Source organism: Nonomuraea soli, assembly GCF_013761175.1.
GTDB classification, from domain to species: Bacteria; Actinomycetota; Actinomycetes; order Streptosporangiales; family Streptosporangiaceae; genus Nonomuraea; species Nonomuraea soli.
Window position 1 is genome coordinate 263,028 of record NZ_JACDUR010000006.1, and the last position, 25,751, is coordinate 288,778.

Below are 25,751 nucleotides of genomic sequence, written 5' to 3' on the forward strand. Positions count from 1 at the left end.
GACAGCCCATGCGGGAACGAGGCGACTTCGAGCGCTACGTCGAGCAGCGCTCCGCCCGCCTGCTCAGGACCGCCTACCTGCTGTGCCGCGACTGGCCCTGCGCCGAGGACCTCGTCCAGACGGCGCTGGCCAAGGCCTGGCTGGCCTGGCGCAGGGTCGGCGACGACCCCGATCCGTACGTCTACAGGATCCTGGCCAACACCCACGCCTCCTGGTGGCGGCGCCGCTGGAGGGGCGAGGTGCCCGCGGGTGAGCTGCCAGAACTCCCCGGCGGCGCCGAGCCCGACGTGGGCGCGCGCGAGGCCCTGCGAACGGCGCTGGCGGCGCTGCCCCCCAGGCAGCGTGCCGTCCTCGTGCTGCGCTACTTCGAGGACCTGTCCGACCACGCGATCGCGGCCATCCTGGGGTGCTCTCCGGTGACCGTGCGCACCCAGGCCAGCAGGGCGCTGGCCAGGTTGCGAGCCGAGCACGCGATGGAGTTGCGATGAACGATGTCGAGCAGGAACTGCGCGCGTTGCTGCGCGACGACAGCGCGGATGTTCCCTACAGGGGCGTGAACATCGGTGACGTCGCCGACAAGGCACGCGGCATCAGACGCGCCCGCCTCAGGACCGCGAGCGCGGGCCTTCTGGCCGGTCTGGGCGTCGTGCTGGCCGCGGCGGCCGGCCTGCGCCTGACCGGCGCTCCGCCGGAGGTGACCACGACGGCCGCCACGACGTCGCCCACGCAGTCGATCGCTCCGTCCCGCTGGCTCATCGGCACGTCGCAGACCTTCACCGAGGGCGGCAGGAAACAGTCGTTCACCGTGTCGTCGTCGACCGGGCAGCTCGTGGTGATGCTCGACTGCGGTCCCGGCACGCACGCGTACGTGTGGATCGACGGCGGCCTGGCGCTCAGCACGTCGTGCGACGCCTGGCAGACCTCCTGGCATGCCATCCCCGTCACCGGCAGGGGCGGCGTCAGCGTGGTCGAGGCGGCCGTGGTCCCGTCGGGTGCGGCCGGCGGGGAGGCAGGGAAGGTGCTGGCCTCCGTCACGCCCTACCCGGCGGCCTGGACGATCAGAGTCATGGAGCAACGGCCTCACCCGTGCACCACGCCGTCGGAGCCGAGGTTCGTCTGCCTGCCGCCCAGCTAGGACTCCCCGGACAGGCGGAAGGTCAGCGGCTCACCGCCGTCGAGCGCCACCCGGTACGGCAGGACGCCGAGCCGCCTGCGCACCAGCGTGGCGCGCAGTTCCACCTCGCCCACGGCGAGCGCCCGGCCCGGCGTCCTGGCGACCAGTGCCAGGCGCTGGCCGCCGCGGATCTCCTCCCTGGCGGTGCGGGTGAACTCCCACGTGCACGTGTCCTCCTGCAGCCCGTAGGCGGTCAGGAAGACCTCGGTGCGCGACCCGGTGGTGCTGACCTCCACCCCTGCCTCCAGCACCGCCTTGGCGCCGATCTTGACCGTCGTGGTCTGCTCCACCGGCCGCTCGGAGCGCAGCGGGTCGAGCGACCAGGCGATCGGGACCGGCTCGGGCACGCCGTCGGCGCGCGCGAGCCGTACGGTCAGCCAGGCCTGGGCGAAGCGGGCGCCCGGTTCCGGCAGGAAGCTGCAGCCCAGGTGGACCAGGTGAAAACGCCAGGCGCCGCCCTGTTCGGCGAGGAAGGCGCGCAGCGGCGGGTCACCGGCCGCCAGCTCCTCGGTGAGCGGTTGCACGACCGGGCGGCCCAGCGTGACGGCCCCGCGCACGGGCGCCGGCCTGGGGCGGCCACGCGTCACCCGGGCGTCGGCTGTCATCGTCGCCGGTAACCAGGCCAGGTCAGGTGCATCGAGCTCCATCAGCGCCACTCACCCGTGTAGTAGAAGGCCCCCCAGTCACGGTACTCCGGGTGCGCGGCCCTGGTCTGCCGCTGCGCGTAGGCGAAGGCGGCCAGCTTGCCCGCCTCCAGCGAGGCGTAAAAGGTCGTGAAGAAGTCGCGCGAGGTCGTGCTCTCCACCGGCCACAGCGTGCCGACGATCGTGCGCGCCCCGCGTGACAGCAGGGCCGCCGGGATGCCGCGCAGGTTGTCGCCCTGGTCGTACCTGCCCAGCGCGGTCTCGCAGGCCGACAGGGTGACCAGGTCCAGCCCGCCGAGGTCCAGGCGTTGCAGCTCGTAGGCGTTGATCGGCCCGTCGGCGGCGTACAGGCACTGGAAGGCGGGCGCGGTGACGTTGTGCAGGCCGTGGGTGGCCAGGTGGAAGCGGCCGGAGCGGGTCAGCGCGCGCAGCACGCTCCGCCTGGTGGCGCGGTCGCCGACGAGCGCGCCGCGGGTGATCGCCAGCGCCTCCTCCTCCGCCTCGGGGATCGGCTCGAATCCGAACTCGCCGCGCGGGAAGCCGAACGCGGCCGCGCGCGTCCTGCCCGCCGCCTGCCGTACCGGCTGGTCGAGCAGCGCGAGGCTGGGCAGATAGGTGACCGTCCAGGAGTCGGCCAGCGGCCTGCCGTCGAGGTGGCACAGGTGCAGCGGCGCGAAGTGGAAGGGGCCGTGCGGCACCACCAGCAGGTGACCGCCTGCCCGCTCGCGCAGCAGGTCGGCGGCGGGCCCGAGGAACCAGCCGGCGTCCAGCGCGTCCGCCTGGGCGGGGGAGTAGGCCCGGCCGGGTCCGGGCTCGGCCAGGACCGCGCTGCGGATCAGGCTCGCCCGCAGCTGCACGTCGTCCAGGAGGCGCACCCGCTCGGCGTGCACCTCGTAGGCCTCGCTCGCCAGCCCCGGCTGCGTGGTCACGGCCACCGTGTCACGGGTGCAGACCACGATCACGCCCAGGTACATCCACAGCAGCACCGTGCCCTCCGGCAGCGCGGCGGTGACGGCAGCGCTGTCGAGCAGGTGCGGCCCGGCCCGCGCCCGCGCGGAGATCGCGCGCTGCACGCGCGCGTCGAAGGTGAGCTCCAGGTTCTCGCGCACCGGCGCGCGGCTCTCCAGCCGCTCGGAGTACGGCGTGACGAGCGTGACGGAGTCGAGCAGGTGGTCGCGCGGCCGTTCCGGCGCCCTGGAGACCGCCTCCAGGAGCTGCCGCCCCTCGGGGTCGGCCTCCCAGTCGTACGGCACGCGCCCGCGCCATGCCGCCGCGAATCTGGCCCCTTTGGCCAGTTGCAGGCAGGCGAACAGGGCGTCGACGTCGTCGCGCTCGGAGTGCACGGCATGGGCCCAGATGGTCTGCAGCACGGGCGTGGCACGGGCGCCGACCAGGTTCTCCGCCCACAACGCGACCTGGCCGAGCGAGCCCGCCAGGGTCCTGGCCAGGCCCTCCTGATCGGCCACCAGCCTGGCGATGATCGTCAGCGACTCCTGGGCGGCGTCGGCCAGGCCGAGCGACAGGAACCCCGCGCAGGCGCCGACCTGCGCGGTGACGGCGTCGGCCCGGTTGCCCGCCTCGGACGCGGCGCTCGACAGGCGTGTCAGCCAGCCGGCCGCCAGGTAGGCGATCGCGTGGTGGTGACGCTCGCCGAAGGGTTGCGGCAGATCGTCGAGGAGCGCGATCCAGGCCAGGGCGCCCTCCAGGTCGATGGCCTCGCGCACGCCCGACTCGGCCGCGGCGACGAGCGCCAGGGTGTGCCGCTCGGCGTCCCAGGACCCGGCCGCCGCGTCGGTGTCGCGGTCGAGCAGCATCGCCGCGTGCAGGAGCAGCAACCGCACCCGCTGCTCCTCCTCCAGCCCCAGCACGAACGCCGCCGACCTGGCGAACAACGCCCGCCCGCGTGCCGGATCGTGGCGCGCCAGCAGCTGCGCCAGGCCGGTGAGCACCCCGATGGCGGCGTCGCGCCCCTGCTCGGCGGCGATCCGCTCGACGGGACGTTCCACGAGTTCGTCGCCGGGCATCCGGTCCAGGGCCACGAGCGCGTGCACGAGCAGCTGCGGGTAAAGCTCGCCGTCGGCGGTCAGCGCCATGCGCTCGGCCAGCTCCCGCATCTCCGCCTCGTCGGGCCGCTGCCCGAGCACGGCCCGGGTGGCCAGCACTCCGAGCAGCGCCCCGATGACGTGGGCCACCTGCACGTCGGCCGCCATCGGGAGAGCCCGCCGCAGATGGCCCTCGGCCACGTCCATCGCCTCGCCGACCGGCGGCATCGCCGTGTCGCCGTCGTCGCCCTCGACCGGATCGAGCGGCTCCTCGCCCAGCCGCTCCAGCCAGCGGCGCAGGTCCGCCCAGAACAGCTCGACCGGCCGTCCTGCCCCGTACGGCTCGGCGTGCAGCGCTCCGAGCGCCAGCAGCACCTCGGCGTACTGAGGCGAGCCCTCGTCCAACGACTCCAGCACGAACCGCCCGGCCTCGGCGGCGCTGCGCAGCACCCTGGCATCGGGCAGCTGCCCGAGCACCTGCCGGGCCACGAACAACCAGCGGAAGCGCGCGAGCCGGGCCATCGCGTGACCCGTCTCCGACGCCGGGAGCCCGGCCACGGCGGCCAGCAGCAGCTGGTGGAGGCGCAGCGCCCGCCGCCACTGCCCGGCCACCAGCAGCGCCATCGACTCCCGGCACAACGCCTGGACGTAGAACGGCGACAGCGTGGCGACCACAATCGGCTGCCTGGCCAGCTCCATCGCGTCGGCCATGCCCAACGCGACGTCGACGGCGTTCAGCAACTCCTCCAGCGGGCCGCCGCCCAGCCGGTAGGCCTCGGGATCGCGCGTCAGGTAGTCGTAGACGGAGGCCACGGCCCGCATGCCCGCGTCGACCAGCCGCTGGTCGTCGTCGCCCTCCACGCCCGGCACCCGCCCGTCGCTCACCCCGCGCAACGCCATGATGGTGATCATCGAGAGCAGCTCGGGCCTGGCCAGCACCCTCGCGATCCACTCCTCCTGCGGCGAGCCGCCCAGCTCGCGCACGTCGTCGAGCAGCGGGTCGAGGCGCTCGAGCACCGCCATGACCGTCTCCGCCGAGCCCTCGCCGTCGAGCAGGGTGAGCACGTGCAGGCAGGCGGAGCCCAGAAGGTCGTGCAGCCTGGCACGGGAGGCGGCGGCCCGCTCCGCCTCCCCGAGCGCCTCGAAGTGCTCGATCTCCCACGCCATCACCCGGCGCAGCCGCCTGCGCAGGCGCGGGTCCGGGCTGTCGTGGTAGTGGCGGTGGAACCTGGCCACCAGGGCGGGCAACCTGTCCTCGGCCGTGTCCTCGTCGAGCATGAGCGAGGCGTGGTTGAACAACGCCAGCGCCACCCAGAACCGCACACCCTGGTCGTGGTGGCCCTCGAACTCGGCGACGACCTGCTGGTAGGCCTCCTCCGCCTCGCCGTTCCTGCCCATGAGGCGCAGCACGGCGGCGCGGTTGTAGCTCAGGGCCGCGCGCGAGTCCGGCGGGCCGTCCTGGGCCAGCAGTTCGTCCATCGCGGCCAGGCCCTCGCGCGGGTCGCGGCCCGCCAGCGCGATCGCCCGTTCGACCGGGTCCATGCCCGGACCCTACGACGGGACGGCGTCCCGGTCACGGGCCCGCCCTGGGCGGACGGCGTTCCGGTCATGGGCCCGCTCTGGGCGGACGGCGTTCCGGTCATGGGCCCGCTCTGGGCGGACGGCGTTCCGGTCACGGGCCCGCCCTTGGCGGACGTCAGACGGGCACCCGCTCCGAGCGGCGGATCGCCTGGCGGTAGCGGGCGAGCAGCACCTCGACCAGCTCCGGCGCCGGTCCGAGCACGTCGGCGACGGCGTCGGCGCCCGCCTCCAGCGTGCTGTGGCGCACCTTGTCGGCGAAGTAGCCGGGCGCCAGCAGGTAGGGGGCGACGACGATCCTCGGCGCGCCCGCCCGCTTCAGCAGGGCCACGGCCTGCGCGGGCGTGGGGTCGGCGGCAGAGGCGTAGGCGGCGGTCACACCCCACCAGCCGTGCCACGATCGGGCCATGGCGCCGATCACGGCGTTGGCCTCGGCGCTGCTGGAACCCGCGGAGACGAGCACCACAGCGGTGTCACGGTCCCTGGCGACGCCGGCCTCGGCCAGGCGGCGCTCCAGGGCGGCGGTCATCAGCGGGTGCGGGCCCAGCGTCGTGCCGTAGTGCACCGTGGGCCCGCCGCGGGCGGCGCGCACCTCGGCGATGGCGGCAGGCAGGTCGACCCGGCTGTGGTATGCCTCGGTCAGCAGCAGCGGCAGCACGACCGCCTCGTCGAGCCCGGCCAGCGCCTCGGGGAGGCGGGGACCGGCGTGGTCGAGGTAGGCCGAGCGCACCACCAGGCCGGGGCGCGCCTGCCGTACGGCGTCGAGCAGGGACTCCACGGTCCTGGCCGCACGCGGGTCGCGCGAGCCGTGGGCGACGGCCACCAGGGGAAGGGCCGTCGGGGGGGGCCCCCCCCCCCGGGGGCCCCCCCCCCCCCCCCCCGGGGGGGGCCCCCCCCCCCCCGGCCCCCGCGCCCCGCCGCGCCCCCCCCCCCCCCCCCCCCCCCCCCCCCCCCCCCCCCCCCCCCCCCCCCCCCCCACGACCGCACGCCGCGCGGGTGAATGCCCACCCGACGGCGGAAACGAGTCCGCGCAGCCTGCCAACGGCGCGGTCTCGTGGCTCAGAGGTGCAGGCCGCATTCGGTCTTCCCGAAACCCTGCCACCGCCCGCTGCGCGGGTCCTCGCCGTCGGCCACCTGCCGCGTGCACGGCGCGCAGCCGATCGACGGGTAGTTGTCGTAGTGCAGCGGGTTGATCAGCACGCCGTTGTCGGAGATGTAGTTGTCGACCTCCTCCTGCGTCCAGGCGGCGATGGGGTTGACCTTCACCATCTGGCGCTTGGAGTCCCACTCCACGACCTTGGCGCCGGCCCGCGCCGGCGACTCGTCGCGCCGGATGCCGGAGATCCAGGCCAGGTACGGCTCCAGCGCGCGGTTCAGCGGCTCCACCTTGCGCAGATAGCAGCACAGGTCGGGATTGCGGCCGAACAACCGCGGGCCGAGATCCCGCTCCTGCTCCGCGACGGTGCGCGAAGGCTTCACATTGATCACATTGACGTCATAGACCGCCTCGACGGCGTCACGGGTGCCGACGGTCTCGGCGAAGTGGTAGCCGGTGTCGATGAACAACACGTCGACACCGGGTTTGACGCGGCTGACCAGGTCGATCAGCAACGCGTCACTCATCGAGGAGGTCAGGCACAACCGGTCGCCGAAGGTCGCCGCCGCCCAGCGGATGATCTCGCGGGCGGACGCGCCCTCCAGGTACGACGCGGCGGACTCGACGATGCTCTGCAGGTCGAGGGTGCCGCGCTGCTCTCTTAACGTGAGTTCGAGGTCGACGACGCTCATATCTTTACTCCGATTCCAAGGAAAGTCAGCTTGAAGGCGCGGGCGCAGGAGCGGCAGTACCAGCCGCCGTCCTTCTCGTAGGGCTCCAGGTCCTCGTCACCGCAGTAAGGACAGTGGAACGGCACGGCGCGAGTGCTCATTTGAGATCCCCCTCGTCCGCCCGCTGGACCCAGTCGGAGAAGCTCTCGCCTTCCTTCTTCTGGGACTCGAAGTTCGTGACCACCCGCTCGACGTAGTCGGGCAGGCCCTCCACGGTGGTCTTCAGACCGCGCACCTTGCGCCCGAAGTTGGCGTTGGTGCCGAGCGAGCCGCCCAGGTGGATCTGGAAGCCCTCGACCTGCTCGCCCTTGTCGTTGACGACCAGCTGGCCCTTCAGGCCGATGTCGGCGACCTGGATGCGGGCGCAGGAGTTCGGGCAGCCGTTGATGTTGATCGTCAGCGGGTCCTTGAAGTCCGGCAGGCGGCGCTCCATCTCCTCGATGAGGTGGATGCCGGTCGCCTTGGTCTCGACGATCGCCAGCTTGCAGAACTCGATGCCGGTGCAGGCCATCGTCTGGCGGCGGAAGGTGGAGGGACTGACCTTCAGGTCGTTGGCCTCCAGCTCGGCCACCAGGCCCTCGACCTGGTCGGGGGCGACGTCGAGGATGACCATCTTCTGCTCGACCGTGGCGCGCACGCGGCGCGAGCCGTACTTCTCGGCCAGGTTCGCGATCAGGTGCAGCTTGTCGCCGTCGAGGCGGCCGACCTTCGGCGCGAACCCGACGTAGAAGTTGCCGTCCTTCTGCTGGTGCACACCGACGTGGTCACGCCGGTTGCCGCGCGGCTCCTCCGGCGCGGGGCCGTCGGGCAGCTGCTCCTTCAGGTACTCGGTCTCGAGGATCTCGCGGAACTTCTCCACGCCCCAGTCGTTGACGAGGAACTTGATCCGCGCGCGGTGACGCAGGCGGCGGTAGCCGTAGTCGCGGAAGATGCCGATGACGCCGCCGTAGACGTCGGCCACCTGGTCGGGGCGGACGAAGACCCCGATCCGCTTGGCGAACATCGGGTTGGTCGACAGGCCGCCGCCGACGAACAGGTCGTAGCCGACCTCGCCGTCCTTGGTGACCGCCACGAACGCCACGTCGTTGATCTCGTGCACCGTGCAGTGCGCCGGGCAGCCGGAGATCGCCGACTTGAACTTGCGCGGCAGGTTGGAGTAGGCGGGGTCGCCGATGAACCGGTCGTGCACCTCGCGGATCGCCGCGGTGGTGTCGATCAGCTCCTCGGTGTCGATGCCGCTCAGCGGACAACCCAGGATGACACGCGGGGTGTCGCCGCAGGCCTCGGTGGTCGACAGGCCCACCGCCTCCAGCCGCTCCCAGATGTCGGGCACGGCCTCGATCTCAATCCAGTGCAGCTGGATGTTCTGGCGGTCGGTGACGTCGGCGGTGCCGCGGCCGTAGTCGTTGGAGATGTCGGCGATGACCCTGAGCTGCTCCAGCGAGAGCTGGCCGCCGTCGATGCGGACGCGGAGCATGAAGTAACGGTCGTCCAGCTCCTCCGGCTCGAGGATGGCGGTCTTGCCGCCGTCGATGCCGGGCTTGCGCTGGGTGTACAGGCCGTACCAGCGCATCCGTCCACGCAGGTCGGCGGGGTCGATCGAGTCGAAACCGCGCTTGCTGTAGATGTCGATGATGCGCTGGCGGACGTTGAGCCCGTCGTCGTTCTTCTTGTTCTCTTCGTTCTTGTTGAGCGGCTCGTGGTAACCGAGGGCCCACTGGCCTTCGCCGCGCGGGCGCTTGTGGTGTCGACTGGCAGCCGTGCTGTTCGGCGGGGTCATTGCGCGTCCTTTGGGTTACGGGCGCGCGCGGCTTGCCTCCTGCCTCGTCATCGAGTGCAGGGGTCAGGCGGGGTGGCGTGCGACGCGCCCAACTTCGACTGGGAAGGGCTTAGCGGGCGTCGCAACAGATCGCGCTGCGGACACGCTGAAGATCGACGTGGCGTCGACCGACAAGCATGGGATCCGCTGGCATGTAACAAACGATACCTTGGCGTTCCGGGATGTCCAAGACTGGGTCCACACTCTGGACGTTCTACCTCAAAGCACCAGCCAGAGCAGCAGGAGCACCGCGACGCCTCCGGCCAGCAGCATCACATCCGGCGCCGGACGGGCCATCCGAGGGAGCCGGGCGCGGGTCAGGAGCACCAGAACGGCGGCGGCGAGGCCGGGCCAGACGATCGCGCCGGGCGCCCACCGCGGGAGGCAGGAGAGGGTGGCCGAGAGCGAGGCGAGCGCCAGCAGGGCCGCTCCCGCGCCGGTGACGGCGGGGGAGCGCAGCGGGATCGAGGCCATGGCGACGGGGCCGAGCAGGGCGACGACGAGAGTGGCGGCCTCCGTTTGCGTGACCTGGAGGTACAGCTCCAGCAGGACGTCGTCGGGCACGAAGCGTAGCCCGCCCCCTGCCTGGTCGAAGGAGGGCAGTGAGGCCGTCGCCAGGGCGGCGGGCCACAACGCCCAGTCGGCGCGCCCGGGGGGCCGGCCGCTCGGACGGGCCTTCCCCGCGGCCAGGGTCGCGGCCAGGGCGACCCCGTAGCAGGCGACCGACGCCGGTTGCGCGGAGAACGCGGCGGTGAGCAGGATGGCGGCCGCCGCCCGGTGCACGGCGTGACGCGCGCCGACCAGCTCCGACAGGAAGATCGTGGCCAGCAAGAAGGGCAGCATCACGGGCAGATGCGTCCGCAGGTCGTACGGCAGCAGCTCCAGCGGCGAGGGCGTGGCCACGACGACGGCCTCGCTGATGAGAAAGGCGTGGACCGGATCCTGGACCCGGCCCGACACGGCAACCACCGACTCGACCAGCGGTGCGACGAAGGGCATCGCCGTGGCCAGCACGGCCAGCAGCCGTACGGCTAACGCGGAACGATCACCCGGCACCCGCGAGACGATAGCTAACCCTGGCGCGGCCAGTCGAGCGGAGACTCCTCGGCCTCGACGGCGCTCAGGTGCTGGCAGTCACACCACGAGCCGCCCTTGCACTCCTCGTGCCGGCGCTCCTTGCATTTTTCGCATATCACTTGTACAGCATCGCTCATGGACTTAATCGGCGAACTGCTGGACGACCTGAGAGCCGAGACGGCCGACCTGAACGACCTGCTGCGCCCGCTGCGCTCGGACGACTGGGAGCTGCCCACACCGGCGCAGGGCTGGGCGATCCGCGACCAGGTGAGCCATCTCGCCTACTTCGACGAGGCGGCGACCAGGGCCGTGGCGGACCCGATCGGGTTCCGCGCCTCCCTGGCCGAGGTGAGCGCGCAGTTCGTCGACGACCAGGTCGACGAGAGCCGCATCCTGCTGGCCGAGGAGGTCGCGGAGTGGTTCTCCAGGGCCAGGGCGACGATGCTGGAGACCTTCGCGACGCTGGGGGCCAAGGACCGCGTCCCCTGGTACGGGCCCGACATGTCGGCGGCCTCCTTCGTCACGGCCAGGCTGATGGAGACGTGGGCGCACGGCCAGGACGTGGCCGACGCCGTGAAGGTCGAGCGCAGGCCCACCGCCCGGCTGCGTCACGTGGCGCTGATCGGGTGCCAGGCCCGCCCCTACAGCTACGCCGTGCGCGGCCTGCAGCCGCCCTCGCGGCCCGTCAGGGTGGAGCTGTCGTTGCCCGACGGCACGCCGTGGACGCACGGGCCGCAGGACGCCGCCGATCGCGTGAGCGGGACGGCGCTCGACTTCTGCCTCGTCGTCACCCAGCGCATCCACCGCGACGACACCGGGCTGGAGACCACGGGTGAGGCGGCGGCCGAGTGGATGGGCATCGCGCAGGCCTTCGCCGGTCCTCCCGGCTCCGGGAGGGCGTCAGGGGCGAATCAGGGGGATACCGGATGATCTGCTACAGAGCGTGATGAAAGACTGTTCATCATGCGGACCATCCTGAATGTCATCTGGTTGCTCTTCGCGGGGATCTGGCTGGCGATCGGCTACGCCGTCGCGGGCGTTGTCTGCTGCATCCTGATCGTGACGATCCCGTTCGGCATCGCCTCGTTCAGGATCGCCGCCTACGCCCTGTGGCCCTTCGGCCGGACCGTCGAGCGCGACCCCGACGCCGGGATCATGTCGACGCTCGGCAACATCATCTGGCTCGTCTTCGCGGGCTGGTGGCTGGCGATCGGCCACGTGATCACGTCGATCCCGCTGTTCGTCTCGATCATCGGCATCCCGCTCGGCATCGCCAATCTCAAGATGATCCCCGTTTCTCTTCTGCCCCTGGGTGCACGAATCGTCGACATTGACTGATAGCGGCCACGCTTCCGGGTAGCTGCCTCACCAGGTCGTAAGCTGGGGCGCGAGATGACATCCACGGACGCGAGGACACGGCCGCCGCGAGGCAAGCGCAGGCCGCTCAAAGACGTCAGGACCCGGTTGAGCTGGTTGCTCGACACCCGGTCCTGGTCCATCGTGCGCGCCACCGTCAACGCCGGCGTCACCTACCGGGTCACCGGACTGGCGGGCGAGGCGGCCTTCTTCGCGCTGCTCTCGCTGCCGCCGTTCGTCCTGGGCCTGCTGGCCGTCCTCGCGCCGCTGAGCAGCCTGCTCGGCGAGGACGTGATCCAGACGATCCGCGCCGGAGTCCTGGAGCAGGCCGACTACCTGTTCACCGACTACGCCATCGAACAGGTGCTCACGCCACTGCTCGACGACGTGCTCAATCCCAACCACAGCGTGCCGCTGATCTCGCTGGGCTTCCTGCTGGCGCTCTGGTCCGGCTCGCGGGCCCTGTACGTCTACGTGGACCTCATCTCCGTCGCCTACGGGCTGGGCGAGGAACGCGGCATCATCAGCACCCGCCTCATGTCCTTCGGGCTCTACATCATCGCGCTGCTGATCGGCGTGGTGGTGATGCCCGTCATGCTGATCGGCCCCGACCTGCTGCGCTCGGCCTTCCGCGACTACGCGGTCCTGGTCGACCTGCTCTACTGGCCGGTCGTCATCAGCGGCTCCGTGCTCTTCCTGACGATGCTGTACCACATCAGCGTGCCGGTGCGCACCCGCTGGTTCCGCGAGCTGCCGGGGGCGATCCTGGCGCTGGTGCTCTGGATCGTGTGCGCCGCGGTCCTGCGCGCGGTGCTGGCCTCCTGGCTGTCCCCGGTGAGCGTGTACGGCTCGCTGGCGGCCCCCATCGCCGTGCTGCTGTGGTTGTACATCACGGCCCTCGCGGTGCTTATCGGGGCATTGCTCAACGCCGAGGTCGACAGGCTCTGGCCGAGTTCCGCCAGCCGCATCACCCGCTGATAAGGTCTAGGGCGCGACTGGCGCACAGAAGGTGGGGCACCACCGGGGAGCGGGCCGAGCGGGGGCCGAGCGCCTGGGTCCCCGCATGACGAGGAGTTTTCATGGGTTCTCTCGCGAACGTCGATCCCCAGCTCGCCGAGCTGATCACGGCTGAGGAGCGACGCCAGGCCGACACGGTCAAGCTGATCGCCTCGGAGAACTACGTCTCCAAGGCGGTGCTCGAGGCCACCGGCACGGTCCTGACCAACAAGTACTCCGAGGGCTACGCCGGCAAGCGCTACTACGAGGGCCAGCAGGTCATCGACCAGATCGAGACCCTCGCCCAGGAGCGCGCCAAGGCGGTCTTCGGCGTCAACCACGCCAACGTGCAGCCCTACTCGGGCTCGCCCGCCAACCTGGCGATCTACATGGCCTTCCTCCAGCCGGGCGACACCGTCATGGGCATGGGCCTGCCCTTCGGCGGCCACCTCACCCACGGCTGGTCGGTCAGCGCCACCGGCAAGTGGTTCAACCCGGTCCGCTACGGCGTGCGCAAGGACACCGGCCGCGTCGACATGGACGAGGTGCGCGAGCTGGCCCTCGAGCACCGGCCCAAGCTGATCTTCTGCGGCGGCACCGCCATCCCGCGCACCATCGACTTCGAGGGCTTCGCCGCCATCGCCCGCGAGGTCGGCGCCGTGCTCGCCGCCGACATCGCCCACATCGCCGGTCTCGTAGCCGGTGGCGCGCACCCGTCGCCCGTCGGCCACGCCGACGTCATCTCCACCACCACCCACAAGACCCTGCGCGGCCCGCGCGGCGCGATGCTCATGGCCACCGCCGACGAGCACGCCACCGCCCTCAACAAGGCGGTCTTCCCCGGCCTGCAGGGCGGCCCCCACAACCACACCACCGCCGCCATCGCGGTGGCGCTCCACGAGGCGGCCCAGCCCGAGTTCAAGACCTACGCCCACCAGGTCGTCTCCAACGCCAAGGCCCTGGCGGAAGAGCTGTCCAGCCGCGGCTTCGACCTGGTCTCCGGCGGCACCGACAACCACCTCATCCTGCTCGACCTGACCCCCAAGGGCATCGGCGGCAAGCCCGCCGCCCAGGCCCTCGACCGGGCCGGGCTCGAGACCAACTACAACACGGTGCCGTTCGACACCCGCAAGCCGTTCGACCCCTCCGGCATCCGCATCGGCACCCCCTCGGTCACCTCGCGTGGCATGAAGGAGGCCGAGATGCGCCAGATCGGCGCCTGGATCGACGAGGTCGTCACCGCGCTGGCCAAGGGCGACGCGGAAGACGTCATCAGCCGCGTGCACGCCGAGGTCAGCGAGCTCACCTCGCAGTTCCCCGCGCCCGGCCTGTAAACAGACGCCGAGAAGCCCCCGCCGGTCGCCCGACCGCCGGGGGCTTCTCGCGTGAGGCCCGTCAGCGCCGTCCCCTCGCGTGAGGCCCGTCAGCGCCGCCCGCTCGCGTGAGGCCCGTCAGCGCCGCCCGCTCGCGTGAGCGCCCGTCAGCGCCGATCGCCCGTGTGGAGTCGGTCAGCGGCGGTCCCCGTGTGTGGGTCGGTCAGCGGCGGCCGCCGAACACCCAGTCGTGCACCTCGACGGCGGCATACCGATCCGGGGTGAGCACGGCCCGTGCCGCCTCCGGGTCCGGCGCGAGCAGCAGGACCGCCGTTCCCAGCCAGGCCTCGCCGTCGTCCGACAGCAGCGGCCCGTAGGCGATCAGCCCGTCGTGGCCGGGCGGCGGCGTGAGGTCGGCGGCCCGCCCCGCGCCCAGCCCCAGCACCAGGTAGCGGTTGCCGCCCTCCCTGCCGCCGGGGAACTCCCACATCGTGCGCCCCAGCACGTTGCGCCACCGGCGCACCATCACGTCCCGGTACACCCCGGCCTGGTAGTTGGGCTCGTCGAAGGCGAACGCCCGCGCCCGGCCGGGATCGGGCAGGTCGACGATGTGCACGCTCCCGGTGGCGACGTCGGCGTCGAGGTCCAGGGTCGGGCCACGGGCGATCAGCTCCGCCTCGAAGCCGTCCATGTAGGACCAATGCGCCTCCAGCAACACGTCACGCAGCTCCGCGGAGCCGGGACGATCACGGTGATAGCAGAAGAACTCCATCCCGGAATGATCACACCTTCACGGTCAGCAGTCTGTCACCGGCCGAGGTGGTGACCTCGAACCTGTCGATGGCGCCGATCGGCAGCGCGCTGCCGCCATGGACGAACAGCGGGTCGGGGGAGCCCGGCACGCCGTACCCCGGCTCCGGCACCGCCCAGCCCGTGACGACGCTGCGCTCGCCGGTCCGCGACACGGCCACCAGCTCGCACGTGAGCGGCCCCTTCACACCCGCCAGCCGCAGGACCGCGTGCGTGCCCCAGGTCTTGGCCTCCAGCACCACGGCGCCGCCGACACCGGGGGAGCCGACGCCCTCGATGGGGGTGCCGATCAGGTAGGCCGCCTCGGCCGGGCGGTGCGCGTGGTCGAGGGCCACGGCGCCTCCGACCTCGCCCTGCTGGGCCGCCATCGGGCTCGCCGCGCCGTCCTGCGCCGCGACCGCGTGTGGCCCGCCGTCCATCGCGAAGCCGAGGACCGTGCCACCGGCGACCAGGGCGAGCGCGGCGGCCACGCCGGCGACCGCCCTGCCGTACCTGCGCCTGCGTTCGGCCCTGCGGCGCAGCAGCATGACCGGCCTGGCGCGGTCCAGCAACGCGGCCACGCCCTCCAGCTGCGCCAGTTCCACGACGCACGGCGGGCACCCCTCCAGGTGCTCGCCGAACGCCAGAGCGTCGGCCACGTCCAGCAGCCCGAGGGCGTACGCGCCCACGTCGGTGTGTTCGACCCGAGCGATCACGCCGATCGCCCCATCCCCAAGAGCGTCCCCATGGCTGGTAGTACGGGCGCGGGGCGCACCGGGGTTCAAGAGTTTGCTACAGTTTCTGGCAGGCACGACGACCAGGGAGGTGACGACAGCATGCGGGTCTTTGTCATGACCATGCCTTCGTCCATCAACCTCCGGGTGTCTGCCTGAAAGACACCCTTTCCTGCAAGGGTGCATCCCGTTGTCTTTTGATCTTTCCCTGCTCGGCTGGACCGACTCCATGGCCGCCGAGCTCCCCGCCGACACCGTCCCGGCCCGCGTGGCCAGGGTCGACCGCGGCGCCGCCGAGGTCATCGCCGCCGACGGGCACCACCAGGCGCGCTACAGCGCCGACGTGCGGCGAGCCGCCGCCACCGACCCGGTCGCACTGCCGTGCGTGGGCGACTGGGCCGCGATCAGGATGCTGCCGGAAGGCCGCTACGAACTCGAGGCCGTGCTGCCGCGCACGACCGCCTTCGTCCGAGGAGGCGTCGGCCGCGACTCGCGCGGAGGCCTGTCCGGCGACAGCCAGGGCCAGGTCCTGGCGGCCAACGTCGACATCGTCTTCGTGGCCGAGCCGTCCATGCACTCCACCGACTTCGCCGACCTGGGCCGCATCGAGCGGCTCGTGGCGCTGGCGTGGGAGAGCGGCGGCACGCCGGTCGTCCTGATCACCAAGTCCGACCTGTTCGAGCACGGCCTGGACGAGCTCCTGGCCGACGTGCGCGCCGTCGCCCCCGGCGTCGACGTGCACGCCGTCTCCTCGCTCCAGGGCGAGGGCGTCGAGCTGGTCTCCGGCTACCTCCAGGGTTCGCGCACCGCCGTCGTGCTCGGGCCCTCGGGCGCGGGCAAGTCCACGCTCGTCAACGCCCTGGCGGGCGGCGAGGTCATGGACACCCAGCAGGTGCGCGCGGGCGACGGCCGCGGCCGTCACACCACCGTGCACCGCGAGCTCATCACGCTGCCCGGCGGCGGACTCGTCATCGACACCCCCGGCATCCGCCGGGTGGGCCTGTACGGCATGTCGGAAGGCGTCGACCTGGTCTTCGCCGACATCGAGGAACTGGCCGAGCAGTGCCGCTTCGACGACTGCAACCACGACGGCGAGCCCGGCTGCGCCGTCCTGGAGGCGCTGGAGAGCGGCGAGCTGCCCGAGCGGCGGCTGGAGAGCTGGCGCAAGCTGCAGCGTGAGGCGGCCTGGATGGCCTCGCGCGGCGACGCGCGGCTCCGCAAGGAGCAGCAGGCGAAGTGGAAGTCCATCACCAAGCAGTTGCGCACGCACTACAAGAATCGCGGACGGTAGCCGCGGGTAGACCCCCTGCATGGGTCACCTGTTCGCCGACCGCTCCGAGGCGGGCGCACTGCTGGCCGAGCGGCTGCACGGCATGCGGGACCCCATCGTGCTGGCGTTGCCACGCGGTGGGGTGCCGGTGGCCGTCCCGATCGTGCGGCGGCTGGGCGGCACGCTCGACGTCCTGGTGACGCGCAAGATCGGCTACCCGCCCACCCCCGAGCTGGGGGTGGGCGCCGTCTGCGAGGGCGGCGAGCCGGTCTTCGACACCAAGCTCATGGACCGGCTCGGGCTCACCGAGCGCGACCTGAGCGAGGTGGTGGCGCGGGAGCTGCGCGAGCTGGATCGGCGGGTGAGCGCCTACCGCGGGGAGCGGCGGCTTCCCCCGCTGACCGGGCGAGAGGTCGTGGTCGTCGACGACGGCCTGGCGACCGGGGTGACGGCTCGCGCGGCGCTTCGCGCGGTCGCGGCGGCCAAGCCCGGCAGGCTCACGCTGGCCGTACCCGTGGCCGCCCAGGAGACGGTCAGGTCGTTGCGGGCCGAGACCGACGAGGTGGTCGTGCTGGCGACGCCCGCCGGCTTCCGCGCGGTGGGTCAGTGGTACGGCAGCTTCGGCCAGCTCAGCGACGGCGACGTGCTGTCGCTCCTGGAGCAGCGGTGAGCCGGGCTCACCGGCGGGGTCATGCCGGCGTTCCCGAGGCGGGGTCTATGGGGAATCAGCGCAGGACCGCCCAGACCCGTTTGCCGTGGGTCATCGGGTACCAGCCCCAGCAGATCGACAGCGCCTGGATCAGGTGCATGCCTCTGCCGTACTCGGCGAAGTAGTCGGGCGTGGTCGGAACGGGCGGTGCCGTGCTGTGGTCGCTGACCGCGCAGCCGACGTGCGTGCCACGCAGCACCAGCGCCAGGCTGGCGGCCCCGCCGCCGTGGCGCATGGCGTTGGTGATCAGTTCGGTGACCACCAGCTGGGCGTCGTAGACACTGTCGGTGACCTGCCACTGGGTGAGCACCGTGGCGACGAAAACCCTGGCGGCCGAGACCGGCGAGGGTTGGTCGAACACGGCCAGCTCACCGTCCGGCGAGGTGTCGGACAGGACGGTCTGTAACCACTCGGGCGGTGCCGGACCGGCGGCGGCTTGCGGTCTGGCGGCGGAGGTCGTCATCGCGGTCCCCGTCTAGGCGTGATCTCAGTGACCATACTTATGTCACGAGGTTGCCGATGCAAGACTTTTCGTGATTTACGGATGCATATTCCATTTGCACGTGCACCGTGGAACACTTGGCACTCACGATCAAGGAGCGGCCATGGGCGCGGCGGAGAACGTCGGGGAAGGTTCGGTCCTGGATTTCACGCAGGGTGGCCCCACCGTCCTGCGCATCCTGCTGGGCACCCAGCTGCGCAAGCTGCGCGTGGCCAACGGCATCTCCCGCGAGGACGCCGGCTACTCCATCCGCGCCTCCCACGCCAAGATCAGCCGCCTCGAGCTCGGCCAGGTCAGCTTCAAGGAACGCGACGTCGCCGACCTGCTGACCCTCTACGGTGTCACCGACCCCGACGAGCGCGCCCCGCTGCTGGAGCTGGCCCGCACGGCCAACGCTCCGGGCTGGTGGCACAAGTACTCCGACGTGCTGCCCGGCTGGTTCGAGGTCTACATCGGGCTCGAAGGGGCCGCCGCGGCCATCCGCACCTACGAGAACCAGTTCGTGCCCGGCCTGCTGCAGACCCCCGTGTACGCCCGCGCCGTCATCGCCCTGGACCACGCCCGCGCCACCATCACCGAGATGGACCGCCGCGTCTCGGTCCGCATCACCCGCCAGCGCCGCCTGACCGGCGACCATCCGCTGAGGTTGTGGGCCGTCCTCGACGAATCGTGCGTACGGCGCAGCCCGGGTGGTCCCGAGGTGCTGCGCGACCAGCTCGATCACCTGCTGGCGATGGCGGCCCTGCCCAACGTGACGCTGCAGATCATGCCGTTCGACCGTGGCGGCCACGCCGCGGCGGGCGGCCCCTTCTCGCTGCTGCGCTTCCCGCAGCCCGAGCTGCCCGACGTCGTCTACATGGAGCAGCTCACCTCCGCGCTCTATCTGGACAAACCCGCCGAGTCGGAGCATTACACCGAGGTCATGAACCGGCTCAGCACCCAGGCTCTGACGCCTGAGGAGACCCACCAGTTCATCGCTGCCCTCCGAGGCTGATTTTGGTCATCCGGTATATGAAGATCAGTTCTCTGCCCTATCCTCGGATGCACGTGCATTCGTAATCACGGAGGAGCCATCCCCCATGCAGGGCATCCATAACGGAATCGCCGCAACCCACCTGCCGGTCACCTGGCGTAAGAGCACCCGCAGCAACCCCAACGGTAACTGCGTCGAGCTCGCCCCGCTGCCCACCGGCGAAGTCGCCATGCGCAACTCCCGCTTCCCCGACGGCCCGGCCCTGGTCTACACCCGCGCCGAGATCGAAGCGTTTGTCCTGGGCACCAAGGACGGTGAGTTCGACGATCTGATCGCCTGACAGCGGTCGCCCGCCGGGATTCGGCCCACCCGGCGTGCCGCACCCCTCGCGTGTCCGTGACCGCCCTCCCGGTCCGGCCGCCCACCGCCCGCAGCCAATCGGCGGGCCGCACCGGCAGGGTGCGGCCGTCCGAAACCCACCGGGCAGCCCCGCGTTCGGGGCACCAGGAGGCTTCACCACCAGCCGCCACCTTCACCGCGGCTTCCCCGTCGACCGCCTGTAGCTCGGCGGCTCCCGTCGACCGCCTGTCGCTCGGTCGCACGCATCGATTGCCCCGTCGTTCGGTGGCACGCATCGGCCGTCACTTCTCGGTCTCGCGCCTCCTCGGCCGCCCTTCGCGCATGAGCACCCCCAGTCGGCGAAGTCCTGCGCCTCGGCCAGGTAGCGGGTGGCGAGCGGCACGGTCCTGCCGCCTTCGGTGAGTCGCGCATGGCGCTCCAGCACCGGGCGCGACCAGGTCAGGTCGACGCCGTCGGCGGTCTTGACTCGGCCGTAGGCCTTGCGCAGGGCGATCGCCGCGCCCGCGTCCGCGTCGGTTGTCACACGGCGATGGTCGCGTCTCGCGGCGCAGGGGAGGTCTCGTTCAGGCGTCACGCTTCCGCCGCGACAGATGTCACGGGCGTGTCCTGACATAGAGTGTTCGTTAGCACACCTATCGTGATCGTCATGGACGCGTTGGATCTGGCGAGATGGCAGTTCGGTATCACCACGGTGTACCACTTCCTCTTCGTGCCGATCACCATTGGCATGTCGCTGCTGGTGGCCTTGATCCAGACCGCCTGGTTCCGCACCGGTAAGCCCGCCTACAAGCGGGCGGCCAAGTTCTGGGGCAAGCTGCTGCTGATCAACTTCGCCATGGGCGTGGTGACCGGCATCGTGCAGGAGTTCCAGTTCGGCATGAACTGGAGTTCGTACTCACGCTTCGTCGGCGACATCTTCGGCGCGCCCCTGGCGATCGAGGCATTGCTCGCCTTCTTCCTGGAGTCGACCTTTCTCGGACTGTGGATCTTCGGCTGGGACCGCCTGTCCAAGGGCCTGCACCTGATGTGCATCTGGCTGGTGGCGATCGGCACCATGCTGTCGGCCTACTTCATCCTCGCGGCCAACTCCTTCATGCAGTGGCCGGTCGGCTTCGCCGAGCGCAACGGCCGGGCCGAGCTGACCGACTTCGCGGCGGTGCTCACCAACAAGGTCGTGCTGGCGACCTTCCCGCACACGATCTTCGGCGCGTGGCTCTCCGGCGGCGTCATCCTCATGGCGGTCTCCGCCTACCACCTGGGCCGCAAGCGTGACCTCGACGTCTTCCGCCCCTCGCTCCGGCTGGGCGCGTGGACCGCGCTGATCTCGTTCGCGCTGGTCTTCGTCTCGGGCGACACGCTCGGCAAGATCATGACCGAGACGCAGCCGATGAAGATGGCCGCCGCCGAGGCGCTCTACGAGACCGCGCAGCCCGCGCCGTTCTCGCTGTTCACGATCGGCACCCTCGACGGCACCGAGCCGATCTTCTCCCTGGAGATCCCCGGATTCCTGTCGTACCTGGCCACCGGATCGTTCGACGGCAAGGTCGAGGGCATCAACGACCTGCAGGCGCAGTACGAGCAGAGGTTCGGGCCGGGCGACTATCGTCCCTACATCCCGGTCACCTACTGGGGCTTCCGCCTCATGATCGGCTTCGGGGCCCTGGCCGCGCTCGTGGCGCTGGTGCTGCTCTGGGTCACCCGCAAGGGCCGCCTGCCCGACAAGCCCTGGTTGTGGCGCGGCGCGGTGTGGGCGGTGATCCTGCCCTCGCTCGCGCACAGCTTCGGCTGGATCTTCACCGAGATGGGCCGCCAGCCGTGGCTGGTGTTCAGCGTGATGCAGACCCCTGACGGGGTCTCTCCGGCGGTCGGCTCGGGCACGGTGCTGATCTCGCTGATCGGCTTCACCCTCCTGTACGGCGCGCTGGCCGTCGTCGAGGTCGGCCTGATGATCAAGTACGGCAAGGCGGGGCCGCCTCCCGAGGAGGAGCCCCGCGACGCCGACAAGCTGGCGTTCGCGTACTAGGGGGAGTGATGACGCTCAATGATGTCTGGTTCATCGCGATCGCCGTGCTCTGGGTGGGCTACTTCGTCCTGGAGGGCTTCGACTTCGGTGTGGGCATGCTGCTGCCGGTGTTGTCGAGGGACGGCGTCGAGCGCCGCGTGATGATCAATACGATCGGCCCCGTCTGGGACGGCAACGAGGTGTGGCTGCTGACGGCGGGCGGCGCGACGTTCGCCGCCTTCCCCGAGTGGTACGCCAGCCTGTTCAGCGGCTTCTACCTGCCGCTCTTCGTGATCCTGGTGGCGCTGATCCTGCGCGGCGTGGCCTTCGAGTACCGCGGCAAGCGCGACTCGGATCGCTGGCGGGCCAACTGGGACAAGGCCATCGTGTTCGGCTCGTTCGTGCCCGCGTTGTTGTGGGGCGTGGCCTTCGCCAACATCGTGCGCGGGGTGAAGCTGGACGCCTCGCATGAGTACGTCGGCACCTTCTGGGATCTGCTCAACCCGTACGCGCTGCTCGGCGGGCTGGTGACGTTGTCGTTGTTCGCCACGCACGGAGCGATCTTCGTCTCGCTGAAGACGGTGGGGGAGATCCGCGTGCGGGCCAGGTCGATCGCCCTGCAGACGGGGGTGGTCGCGGCGGTGCTCGCGGTCGCGTTCCTCGTGTGGACCCAGGTGCGGAGCGGGAGCGCGGTCACCATCGTGATGGCGGCGCTGGCGGCCCTGGCGTTCGTGGGAGCGCTCGGGATGGTGGTCGCCGGACGCGAGGGATGGTCGTTCGGCCTGTCGGCGGCCGCCATCGGGCTCGCTGTGGCGAGTTTGTTCGTGGTGCTCTATCCGGATGTCCTGCCCTCGACGCTGGATCCGGCCAACAGCCTCACGGTGACCAACGCCGCGGCCTCGCCCAAGACGCTGGGCATCATGACCTGGGTGGCGGTGATCTTCCTACCGGTGGTGCTGGTCTACCAGTCGTGGTCGTACTGGGTCTTCCGCCGCAGGATCGGCGTTCAGGACATCCCGGCTTGATCAGGCAGTTGTCCCGACCGGGTTCGCGTCCGCCCGGGTCCGTCGCCGGATCCGGGCAGGCATCATCGGGACAACTGCGTGATCACGCTTCTTTTCGTACCGGGATAAACTCAGGCGGCGGAGATGCCGGCGCTCGCGGCGCGACGCATACGACGACGACGCTCGGAAGCGCGCTCGTCCTCGTTCAAACCGCCCCACGTGCCGTACTTCTCCGGACGGGACAGCGCGTAGTCGAGGCACTCGTTGCGCACCGGGCAAGCGCCGCAGATCGCCTTGGCCTTCTTTTCGCGGTTGTCACGCTCGGGCTGCCGCTCCCCATCGGGGCCGAAGAACAGCACGAGGTCCTCACCCCGGCACGCGGCATCATCCTGCCAACCCCAGCTGGGGCGCGGGCGGGTGAGCTGCCGACGTACCTGAGACATGAGAATCCACCTTCTTGAGAGTATTTCTGGTCTGATGAGCCGCATTGGACGCATTTTGGCGTCACTGCTCCAACGCAAAGGGTTGCCGGGATGTTCCCTGCTCAAGTGAGGACGGGCGTGACGTACCGCACAGGCGAAAGCCTGTCCAGCGAGATCAGCCGATAGGTCGTGATCGTTTCGGCGCAAGCCGTACCACACGGTGCTTGGAACACCGATGGCTCAACCACAACCTGGAGCCGCACGTCTCCGCAGCGCACGATGGCTTCGGTGACGTCGCCGTCCAACCTGGAGGATTCCACGGACACACCGCAGACCGAAAGCACACCCGTATGGATTCGGGCGAAATGCTCAACGGCTTGCAATGGCTCAGGGATGCCTGCGCGTCCCCGGTAACGGTCGAGGATGATCTCGCCCGACCGGTACGCGCTAGCCGCCGACAACGCGGCAGCCTGAGACATGCTGCCGTAATAAAGTCCGTGTGGCAAGCACACGAGGTTGGCGGCGTACCTATCGCCGCCAACGTGTGACGTTTCCCACACTCTGTCCGGCAAAAACTCTGCCAGCGACCGAGCGAGGGGTAGTCCAATGCGGGCGCAGCACGCATTGCGCTTGGCGTGCGTGCAGACCAGAAATACCGGCTCGTCTTCAAGTATGCAGGACTCTGGGACCACTCCCGCCATCACGGCGTCAAGGTCAAGATCATCGGGACCTGCGACGATTCCCTGGGCCAGCCAGGGTTCCTCTCCTGCCGCGTACGCGACTAGCACACGGATGCCCTGGTCCGACAGAGGGGTCCGGCGGCCGGGGCGGCGGATCAGCTGCGGCCTGATGCCCCTCTCGGTGGCCCGGCGCACGAGTTTGGCGATTCCATCGGGGAGACTTGAATTCTCCACCCGATCCGCCCAGGGGCCGCTGTATTCGACCAGCAGCCACGACCGGGCCCCGACCGTCGCACTCGCGAAGGTCGGTAGGGCGCCCGTGTGGCACCCGTCCGGATGGTCGCAGCCTCTGGGCACGTTCCGGTCCCCCCGAATCCGTTGATTAACTTAGGCAAGGCTAACCTATCGGGTGGGGGGTTGTCCGGGAGGGGTGAAAACAACTCCCGGGGCTTATCGCATTCATGCCCAGGCATTTGCCCTTGTCACGCGTGCAGCGCCGCGTGTGCCAGAGGGAGGGCGGCCGCGCGGTCCTCGGGGACCAGGCCGACGCGGGTGCGGCGGTCGAGCAGATCGTCCTCGTCCAGGGCGCCCTCGTGGCGGACGGCCCACATGAGCTCGGCCAGGAGTCCGTCGTGCTCGGGGTGCTTTTCGGCCAAACGCCAGACGTCGGCGGCCTCCGCGCCGTAGCGCGCCACCAGCCGGGCGGGGACGCCGTCGGGTGCCATCGGACCGCGCGCGCCGACCAGGGGCAGCGACGCCGTCACCGACGGCCCGGCGTTCAGGAAACGCAGCGCCACGGCACGGTCCACCGCGTCCTGCGCCATCCGCCGATATGTCGTGAGCTTGCCGCCCACCACCGTCACCACCCCGTCCTCGTCGAGGACGGCGTGCCTGCGCGACAGGTCGGCCGTCTGTCCCTCCGCCTCCAGCAGCGGCCGGAGCCCGGCGAACGCCCCCGCCACGTCGGCACGCGTCAGCGGCGCCTCCAGGACGGAGTTGAGCACCTCCAGCAAGGCCGCGACGTCGGACTCGGGCGCTTCGGGGACGTCGGGGATCGGGCCGTCGACGGGCTCGTCGGTCAGGCCCACGTACACACGGCCGTCGGCCTGCGGCAGGACGAGGGCGAAACGGTTGGAACTGCCGGGCAGCGGCACGTGCAGCCCGCCGCGCAGCCCGGGCAGCGCCCCCGGCCGCAGCACCAGGTGGGTGCCACGCGAAGGGCGCAGCCGTACGGAAGGCGCCAGGCCGCCCGCCCAGACGCCGGTCGCGTTCACGATCACGCGGGCGCGGATCGTCAGCGTCGAACCGGTCAGCTCGTCGCGCACCTCCGCCTGGCCGTACGACAGGCGCAGCGCCCGGCAGCGGGTCAGGACGCGCGCGCCGCACCAGGCCGCGGTGCGGGCGACGGCCACCACGAGGCGGGCGTCGTCGACCAGCCGGCCGTCCCATGACAGCAGCCCGCCGCGCAGGCCCTCGCGCCGCAGCACCGGCGCCAGCTCCAGCGCCCTGCCCGTGCGCAGGCGCGCAGGTCCCGGCAGCGCGCGGCGCGGGGTACGCGCGGCGGCGCGCAGGGCGTCGCCGAGGCGGTAGCCGGTCATCACCAGCGCCGCCTGCGAAGCGGGCACGTCCGGCGTGAGGGGCAGCAGGTACGGCGAGGCCTTGACCAGGTGCGGGGCGGTGCGGGTGAGCAGGATGCCGCGCTCGACGGCGCTCTCGTGGGCCACGTCGAGCTGACCCTTGGCCAGGTAGCGCAGCCCGCCGTGGATCATCTTGGAGCTCCAGCGCGAGGTGCCGAAGGCCAGGTCGTGCGCGTCGATCGCGGCGACGGTCAGTCCGCGCGAGGCGGCGTCGAGGGCCGCGCCCGCGCCCGTCGCGCCCAGCCCGACCACCAGGACGTCGACCGTCTCCTCGGCGACGCGCCGCAGGTCAGCCGCCCGCCTGGCGGCGTTGAGAGAGCTGTCCAAGGTATGCCTCCAGCAGGGTGCGGAGCTCGGTGTCGAGCTCGTCGAGGGTGGTGGGGCCGAGCATCGTGGGAGCGGAGATCAGGAACGACTGCGCGGTCAGCAGCACCGCGCGGGCCCGCGCGGGAGAGCCGGCGACGGGTTCGAGGACCTGCAGGATCGCCTCGTGCGCGGCGCCGCGCCGGTCGGTCAGGTACGGCAGCAGCAGCTCGGGGTCCACCTCGACGATCTTGCGCCACAGCGGGTGCTCCCGCATCGCCCTGACCCCCGACACCACCGCCTCGACCGGGTCCGACACCTCCAGGCCCTGGAACACGCGGGTCCACTCGCGGGTCATCAGATCGGCCACCAGCGTGCGCACGTCGGGCCAGCGGCGGTAGATGGTCATGCGCGAGATCCCGGCCCGGCGCGCCACGTCGGTCAGCGTCGTACGGCGCACGCCATGGGCGAGCACACAGGCCAGAGCGGCATCCAGCACGCCGTCGTTGTGACGAATTGACGTCATGTGTCACAGTGTAG

At 71.0% G+C, this 25,751-nt stretch carries 27 protein-coding genes and 1 riboswitch; of the genes, 12 read left to right on the forward strand and 15 right to left on the reverse strand.

Annotation, left to right across the window (positions count from 1 at the left end; all coding sequences use genetic code 11):
• The first annotated feature begins 8 nt into the window (after window positions 1-8).
• Together HNR30_RS29395 and HNR30_RS29400 are read left to right on the forward strand one after the other, a co-directional pair.
• Window positions 9-488, forward strand: coding sequence for a SigE family RNA polymerase sigma factor (locus tag HNR30_RS29395; protein WP_181613305.1), 480 nt, complete (start codon window positions 9-11; stop codon window positions 486-488).
• Complete coding sequence (locus tag HNR30_RS29400; RefSeq protein ID WP_181613306.1) at window positions 485-1,135, forward strand: hypothetical protein; 651 nt, start codon at window positions 485-487, stop codon at window positions 1,133-1,135. Before HNR30_RS29395 ends, HNR30_RS29400 begins: the two co-directional genes overlap by 4 nt.
• Here HNR30_RS29400 and HNR30_RS29405 read toward each other — a convergent pair.
• From HNR30_RS29405 to HNR30_RS29430, 7 genes are all read right to left on the reverse strand, one after another.
• A complete protein-coding gene (locus tag HNR30_RS29405; protein WP_181613307.1) occupies window positions 1,132-1,821 on the reverse strand; it encodes a hypothetical protein in 690 nt (229 codons plus the stop codon). The genes HNR30_RS29400 and HNR30_RS29405 overlap by 4 nt on opposite strands.
• Window positions 1,821-5,402 (reverse strand): CHAT domain-containing protein, encoded by a 3,582-nt coding sequence (locus HNR30_RS29410; RefSeq protein WP_181613308.1) that lies wholly within the window; start codon window positions 5,400-5,402, stop codon window positions 1,821-1,823. Before HNR30_RS29410 ends, HNR30_RS29405 begins: the two co-directional genes overlap by 1 nt.
• A 154-nt stretch (window positions 5,403-5,556) precedes the next feature.
• Window positions 5,557-6,261, reverse strand: coding sequence for a sirohydrochlorin chelatase (locus HNR30_RS29415; RefSeq protein WP_312894725.1), 705 nt, complete (start codon window positions 6,259-6,261; stop codon window positions 5,557-5,559).
• Between the two features lie 236 nt (window positions 6,262-6,497).
• Window positions 6,498-7,226 carry a phosphoadenylyl-sulfate reductase gene (locus HNR30_RS29420; RefSeq protein WP_181613310.1) on the reverse strand — a complete coding sequence of 243 codons (729 nt, stop codon included), beginning with the start codon at window positions 7,224-7,226 and terminating at the stop codon, window positions 6,498-6,500.
• Window positions 7,227-7,362: 136 nt separating this feature from the next.
• Window positions 7,363-9,045, reverse strand: a complete 1,683-nt coding sequence (locus HNR30_RS29425) for a nitrite/sulfite reductase (protein ID WP_181613311.1) — start codon at window positions 9,043-9,045, stop codon at window positions 7,363-7,365.
• 109 nt (window positions 9,046-9,154) lie between these two features.
• Window positions 9,155-9,238 carry a putative leader peptide gene (locus HNR30_RS50675; protein WP_311132608.1) on the reverse strand — a complete coding sequence of 28 codons (84 nt, stop codon included), beginning with the start codon at window positions 9,236-9,238 and terminating at the stop codon, window positions 9,155-9,157.
• A 65-nt stretch (window positions 9,239-9,303) separates the two neighbouring features.
• The gene (locus HNR30_RS29430; protein ID WP_181613312.1) at window positions 9,304-10,140 is read right to left on the reverse strand and encodes a hypothetical protein; all 837 of its coding nucleotides are present in this window, start codon (window positions 10,138-10,140) and stop codon (window positions 9,304-9,306) included.
• Window positions 10,141-10,296: 156 nt separating this feature from the next.
• On the opposite strand from HNR30_RS29430, the gene HNR30_RS29435 reads away from it, so the two are divergent.
• The 4 genes from HNR30_RS29435 (at window position 10,297) to glyA (ending at window position 13,847) form a co-directional block, all read left to right on the forward strand.
• The gene (locus HNR30_RS29435) at window positions 10,297-11,091 is read left to right on the forward strand and encodes a TIGR03084 family metal-binding protein (RefSeq protein WP_181613313.1); all 795 of its coding nucleotides are present in this window, start codon (window positions 10,297-10,299) and stop codon (window positions 11,089-11,091) included.
• A 33-nt stretch (window positions 11,092-11,124) separates the two neighbouring features.
• Entirely contained in the window at window positions 11,125-11,499 is a 375-nt protein-coding gene (locus tag HNR30_RS29440) for a YccF domain-containing protein (protein ID WP_181613314.1), read from the forward strand.
• Between the two features lie 54 nt (window positions 11,500-11,553).
• Window positions 11,554-12,495 carry a YihY/virulence factor BrkB family protein gene (locus HNR30_RS29445; protein ID WP_181613315.1) on the forward strand — a complete coding sequence of 314 codons (942 nt, stop codon included), beginning with the start codon at window positions 11,554-11,556 and terminating at the stop codon, window positions 12,493-12,495.
• A gap of 5 nt (window positions 12,496-12,500) precedes the next feature.
• A riboswitch (ZMP/ZTP riboswitch) is annotated at window positions 12,501-12,581 on the forward strand.
• Between the two features lie 15 nt (window positions 12,582-12,596).
• The gene (glyA, locus tag HNR30_RS29450) at window positions 12,597-13,847 is read left to right on the forward strand and encodes a serine hydroxymethyltransferase (protein ID WP_181613316.1); all 1,251 of its coding nucleotides are present in this window, start codon (window positions 12,597-12,599) and stop codon (window positions 13,845-13,847) included.
• Between the two features lie 202 nt (window positions 13,848-14,049).
• Here glyA and HNR30_RS29455 read toward each other — a convergent pair whose 3' ends face one another.
• Window positions 14,050-14,598, reverse strand: a complete 549-nt coding sequence (locus tag HNR30_RS29455) for a YciI family protein (protein ID WP_181613317.1) — start codon at window positions 14,596-14,598, stop codon at window positions 14,050-14,052.
• A gap of 10 nt (window positions 14,599-14,608) precedes the next feature.
• On the reverse strand, window positions 14,609-15,331 hold the full coding sequence (locus HNR30_RS29460; protein WP_181613318.1) for a zf-HC2 domain-containing protein: 723 nt from the start codon (window positions 15,329-15,331) through the stop codon (window positions 14,609-14,611).
• Window positions 15,332-15,539: 208 nt separating this feature from the next.
• On the opposite strand from HNR30_RS29460, the gene rsgA reads away from it, so the two are divergent.
• Together rsgA and HNR30_RS29470 are read left to right on the forward strand one after the other, a co-directional pair.
• Entirely contained in the window at window positions 15,540-16,640 is a 1,101-nt protein-coding gene (rsgA, locus tag HNR30_RS29465) for a ribosome small subunit-dependent GTPase A (RefSeq protein WP_181613319.1), read from the forward strand.
• A gap of 19 nt (window positions 16,641-16,659) precedes the next feature.
• Window positions 16,660-17,289, forward strand: a complete 630-nt coding sequence (locus tag HNR30_RS29470) for a phosphoribosyltransferase (protein WP_181613320.1) — start codon at window positions 16,660-16,662, stop codon at window positions 17,287-17,289.
• 55 nt (window positions 17,290-17,344) lie between these two features.
• Here the strand turns inward: HNR30_RS29470 and HNR30_RS29475 are convergent, their stop codons facing one another.
• Window positions 17,345-17,791 (reverse strand): ATP-binding protein, encoded by a 447-nt coding sequence (locus tag HNR30_RS29475; protein WP_181613321.1) that lies wholly within the window; start codon window positions 17,789-17,791, stop codon window positions 17,345-17,347.
• Between the two features lie 142 nt (window positions 17,792-17,933).
• Here HNR30_RS29475 and HNR30_RS29480 point away from each other — a divergent pair, with 142 nt between their 5' ends.
• Together HNR30_RS29480 and HNR30_RS29485 are read left to right on the forward strand one after the other, a co-directional pair.
• The gene (locus HNR30_RS29480) at window positions 17,934-18,824 is read left to right on the forward strand and encodes a Sco1979 family transcriptional regulator (RefSeq protein WP_181613322.1); all 891 of its coding nucleotides are present in this window, start codon (window positions 17,934-17,936) and stop codon (window positions 18,822-18,824) included.
• Between the two features lie 85 nt (window positions 18,825-18,909).
• Entirely contained in the window at window positions 18,910-19,143 is a 234-nt protein-coding gene (locus HNR30_RS29485) for a DUF397 domain-containing protein (protein WP_181613323.1), read from the forward strand.
• A gap of 192 nt (window positions 19,144-19,335) precedes the next feature.
• On the opposite strand, the gene HNR30_RS29490 is transcribed toward HNR30_RS29485, so the two are convergent.
• Window positions 19,336-19,686, reverse strand: a complete 351-nt coding sequence (locus tag HNR30_RS29490; RefSeq protein WP_181613324.1) for a hypothetical protein — start codon at window positions 19,684-19,686, stop codon at window positions 19,336-19,338.
• Window positions 19,687-19,809: 123 nt separating this feature from the next.
• Here HNR30_RS29490 and HNR30_RS29495 point away from each other — a divergent pair, with 123 nt between their 5' ends.
• Both HNR30_RS29495 and cydB read left to right on the forward strand, forming a co-directional pair.
• Window positions 19,810-21,186 (forward strand): cytochrome ubiquinol oxidase subunit I, encoded by a 1,377-nt coding sequence (locus HNR30_RS29495; RefSeq protein WP_181613325.1) that lies wholly within the window; start codon window positions 19,810-19,812, stop codon window positions 21,184-21,186.
• Between the two features lie 8 nt (window positions 21,187-21,194).
• On the forward strand, window positions 21,195-22,190 hold the full coding sequence (gene cydB / locus HNR30_RS29500) for a cytochrome d ubiquinol oxidase subunit II (RefSeq protein WP_181613326.1): 996 nt from the start codon (window positions 21,195-21,197) through the stop codon (window positions 22,188-22,190).
• A gap of 110 nt (window positions 22,191-22,300) precedes the next feature.
• On the opposite strand, the gene HNR30_RS29505 is transcribed toward cydB, so the two are convergent.
• From HNR30_RS29505 to HNR30_RS29520, 4 genes are all read right to left on the reverse strand, one after another.
• Window positions 22,301-22,612, reverse strand: a complete 312-nt coding sequence (locus HNR30_RS29505) for a WhiB family transcriptional regulator (RefSeq protein ID WP_181613327.1) — start codon at window positions 22,610-22,612, stop codon at window positions 22,301-22,303.
• A gap of 101 nt (window positions 22,613-22,713) precedes the next feature.
• A complete protein-coding gene (locus HNR30_RS50680) occupies window positions 22,714-23,628 on the reverse strand; it encodes a sucrase ferredoxin (protein ID WP_181613328.1) in 915 nt (304 codons plus the stop codon).
• A 125-nt stretch (window positions 23,629-23,753) separates the two neighbouring features.
• Window positions 23,754-25,235: a glycerol-3-phosphate dehydrogenase/oxidase gene (locus HNR30_RS29515; RefSeq protein ID WP_181613329.1), complete on the reverse strand. Its 1,482-nt coding sequence runs from the start codon at window positions 25,233-25,235 to the stop codon at window positions 23,754-23,756.
• Window positions 25,198-25,737, reverse strand: coding sequence for a TetR/AcrR family transcriptional regulator (locus HNR30_RS29520; RefSeq protein ID WP_181613330.1), 540 nt, complete (start codon window positions 25,735-25,737; stop codon window positions 25,198-25,200). The genes HNR30_RS29515 and HNR30_RS29520 overlap by 38 nt, the downstream gene beginning before the upstream one ends.
• Window positions 25,738-25,751 lie beyond the last annotated feature (14 nt).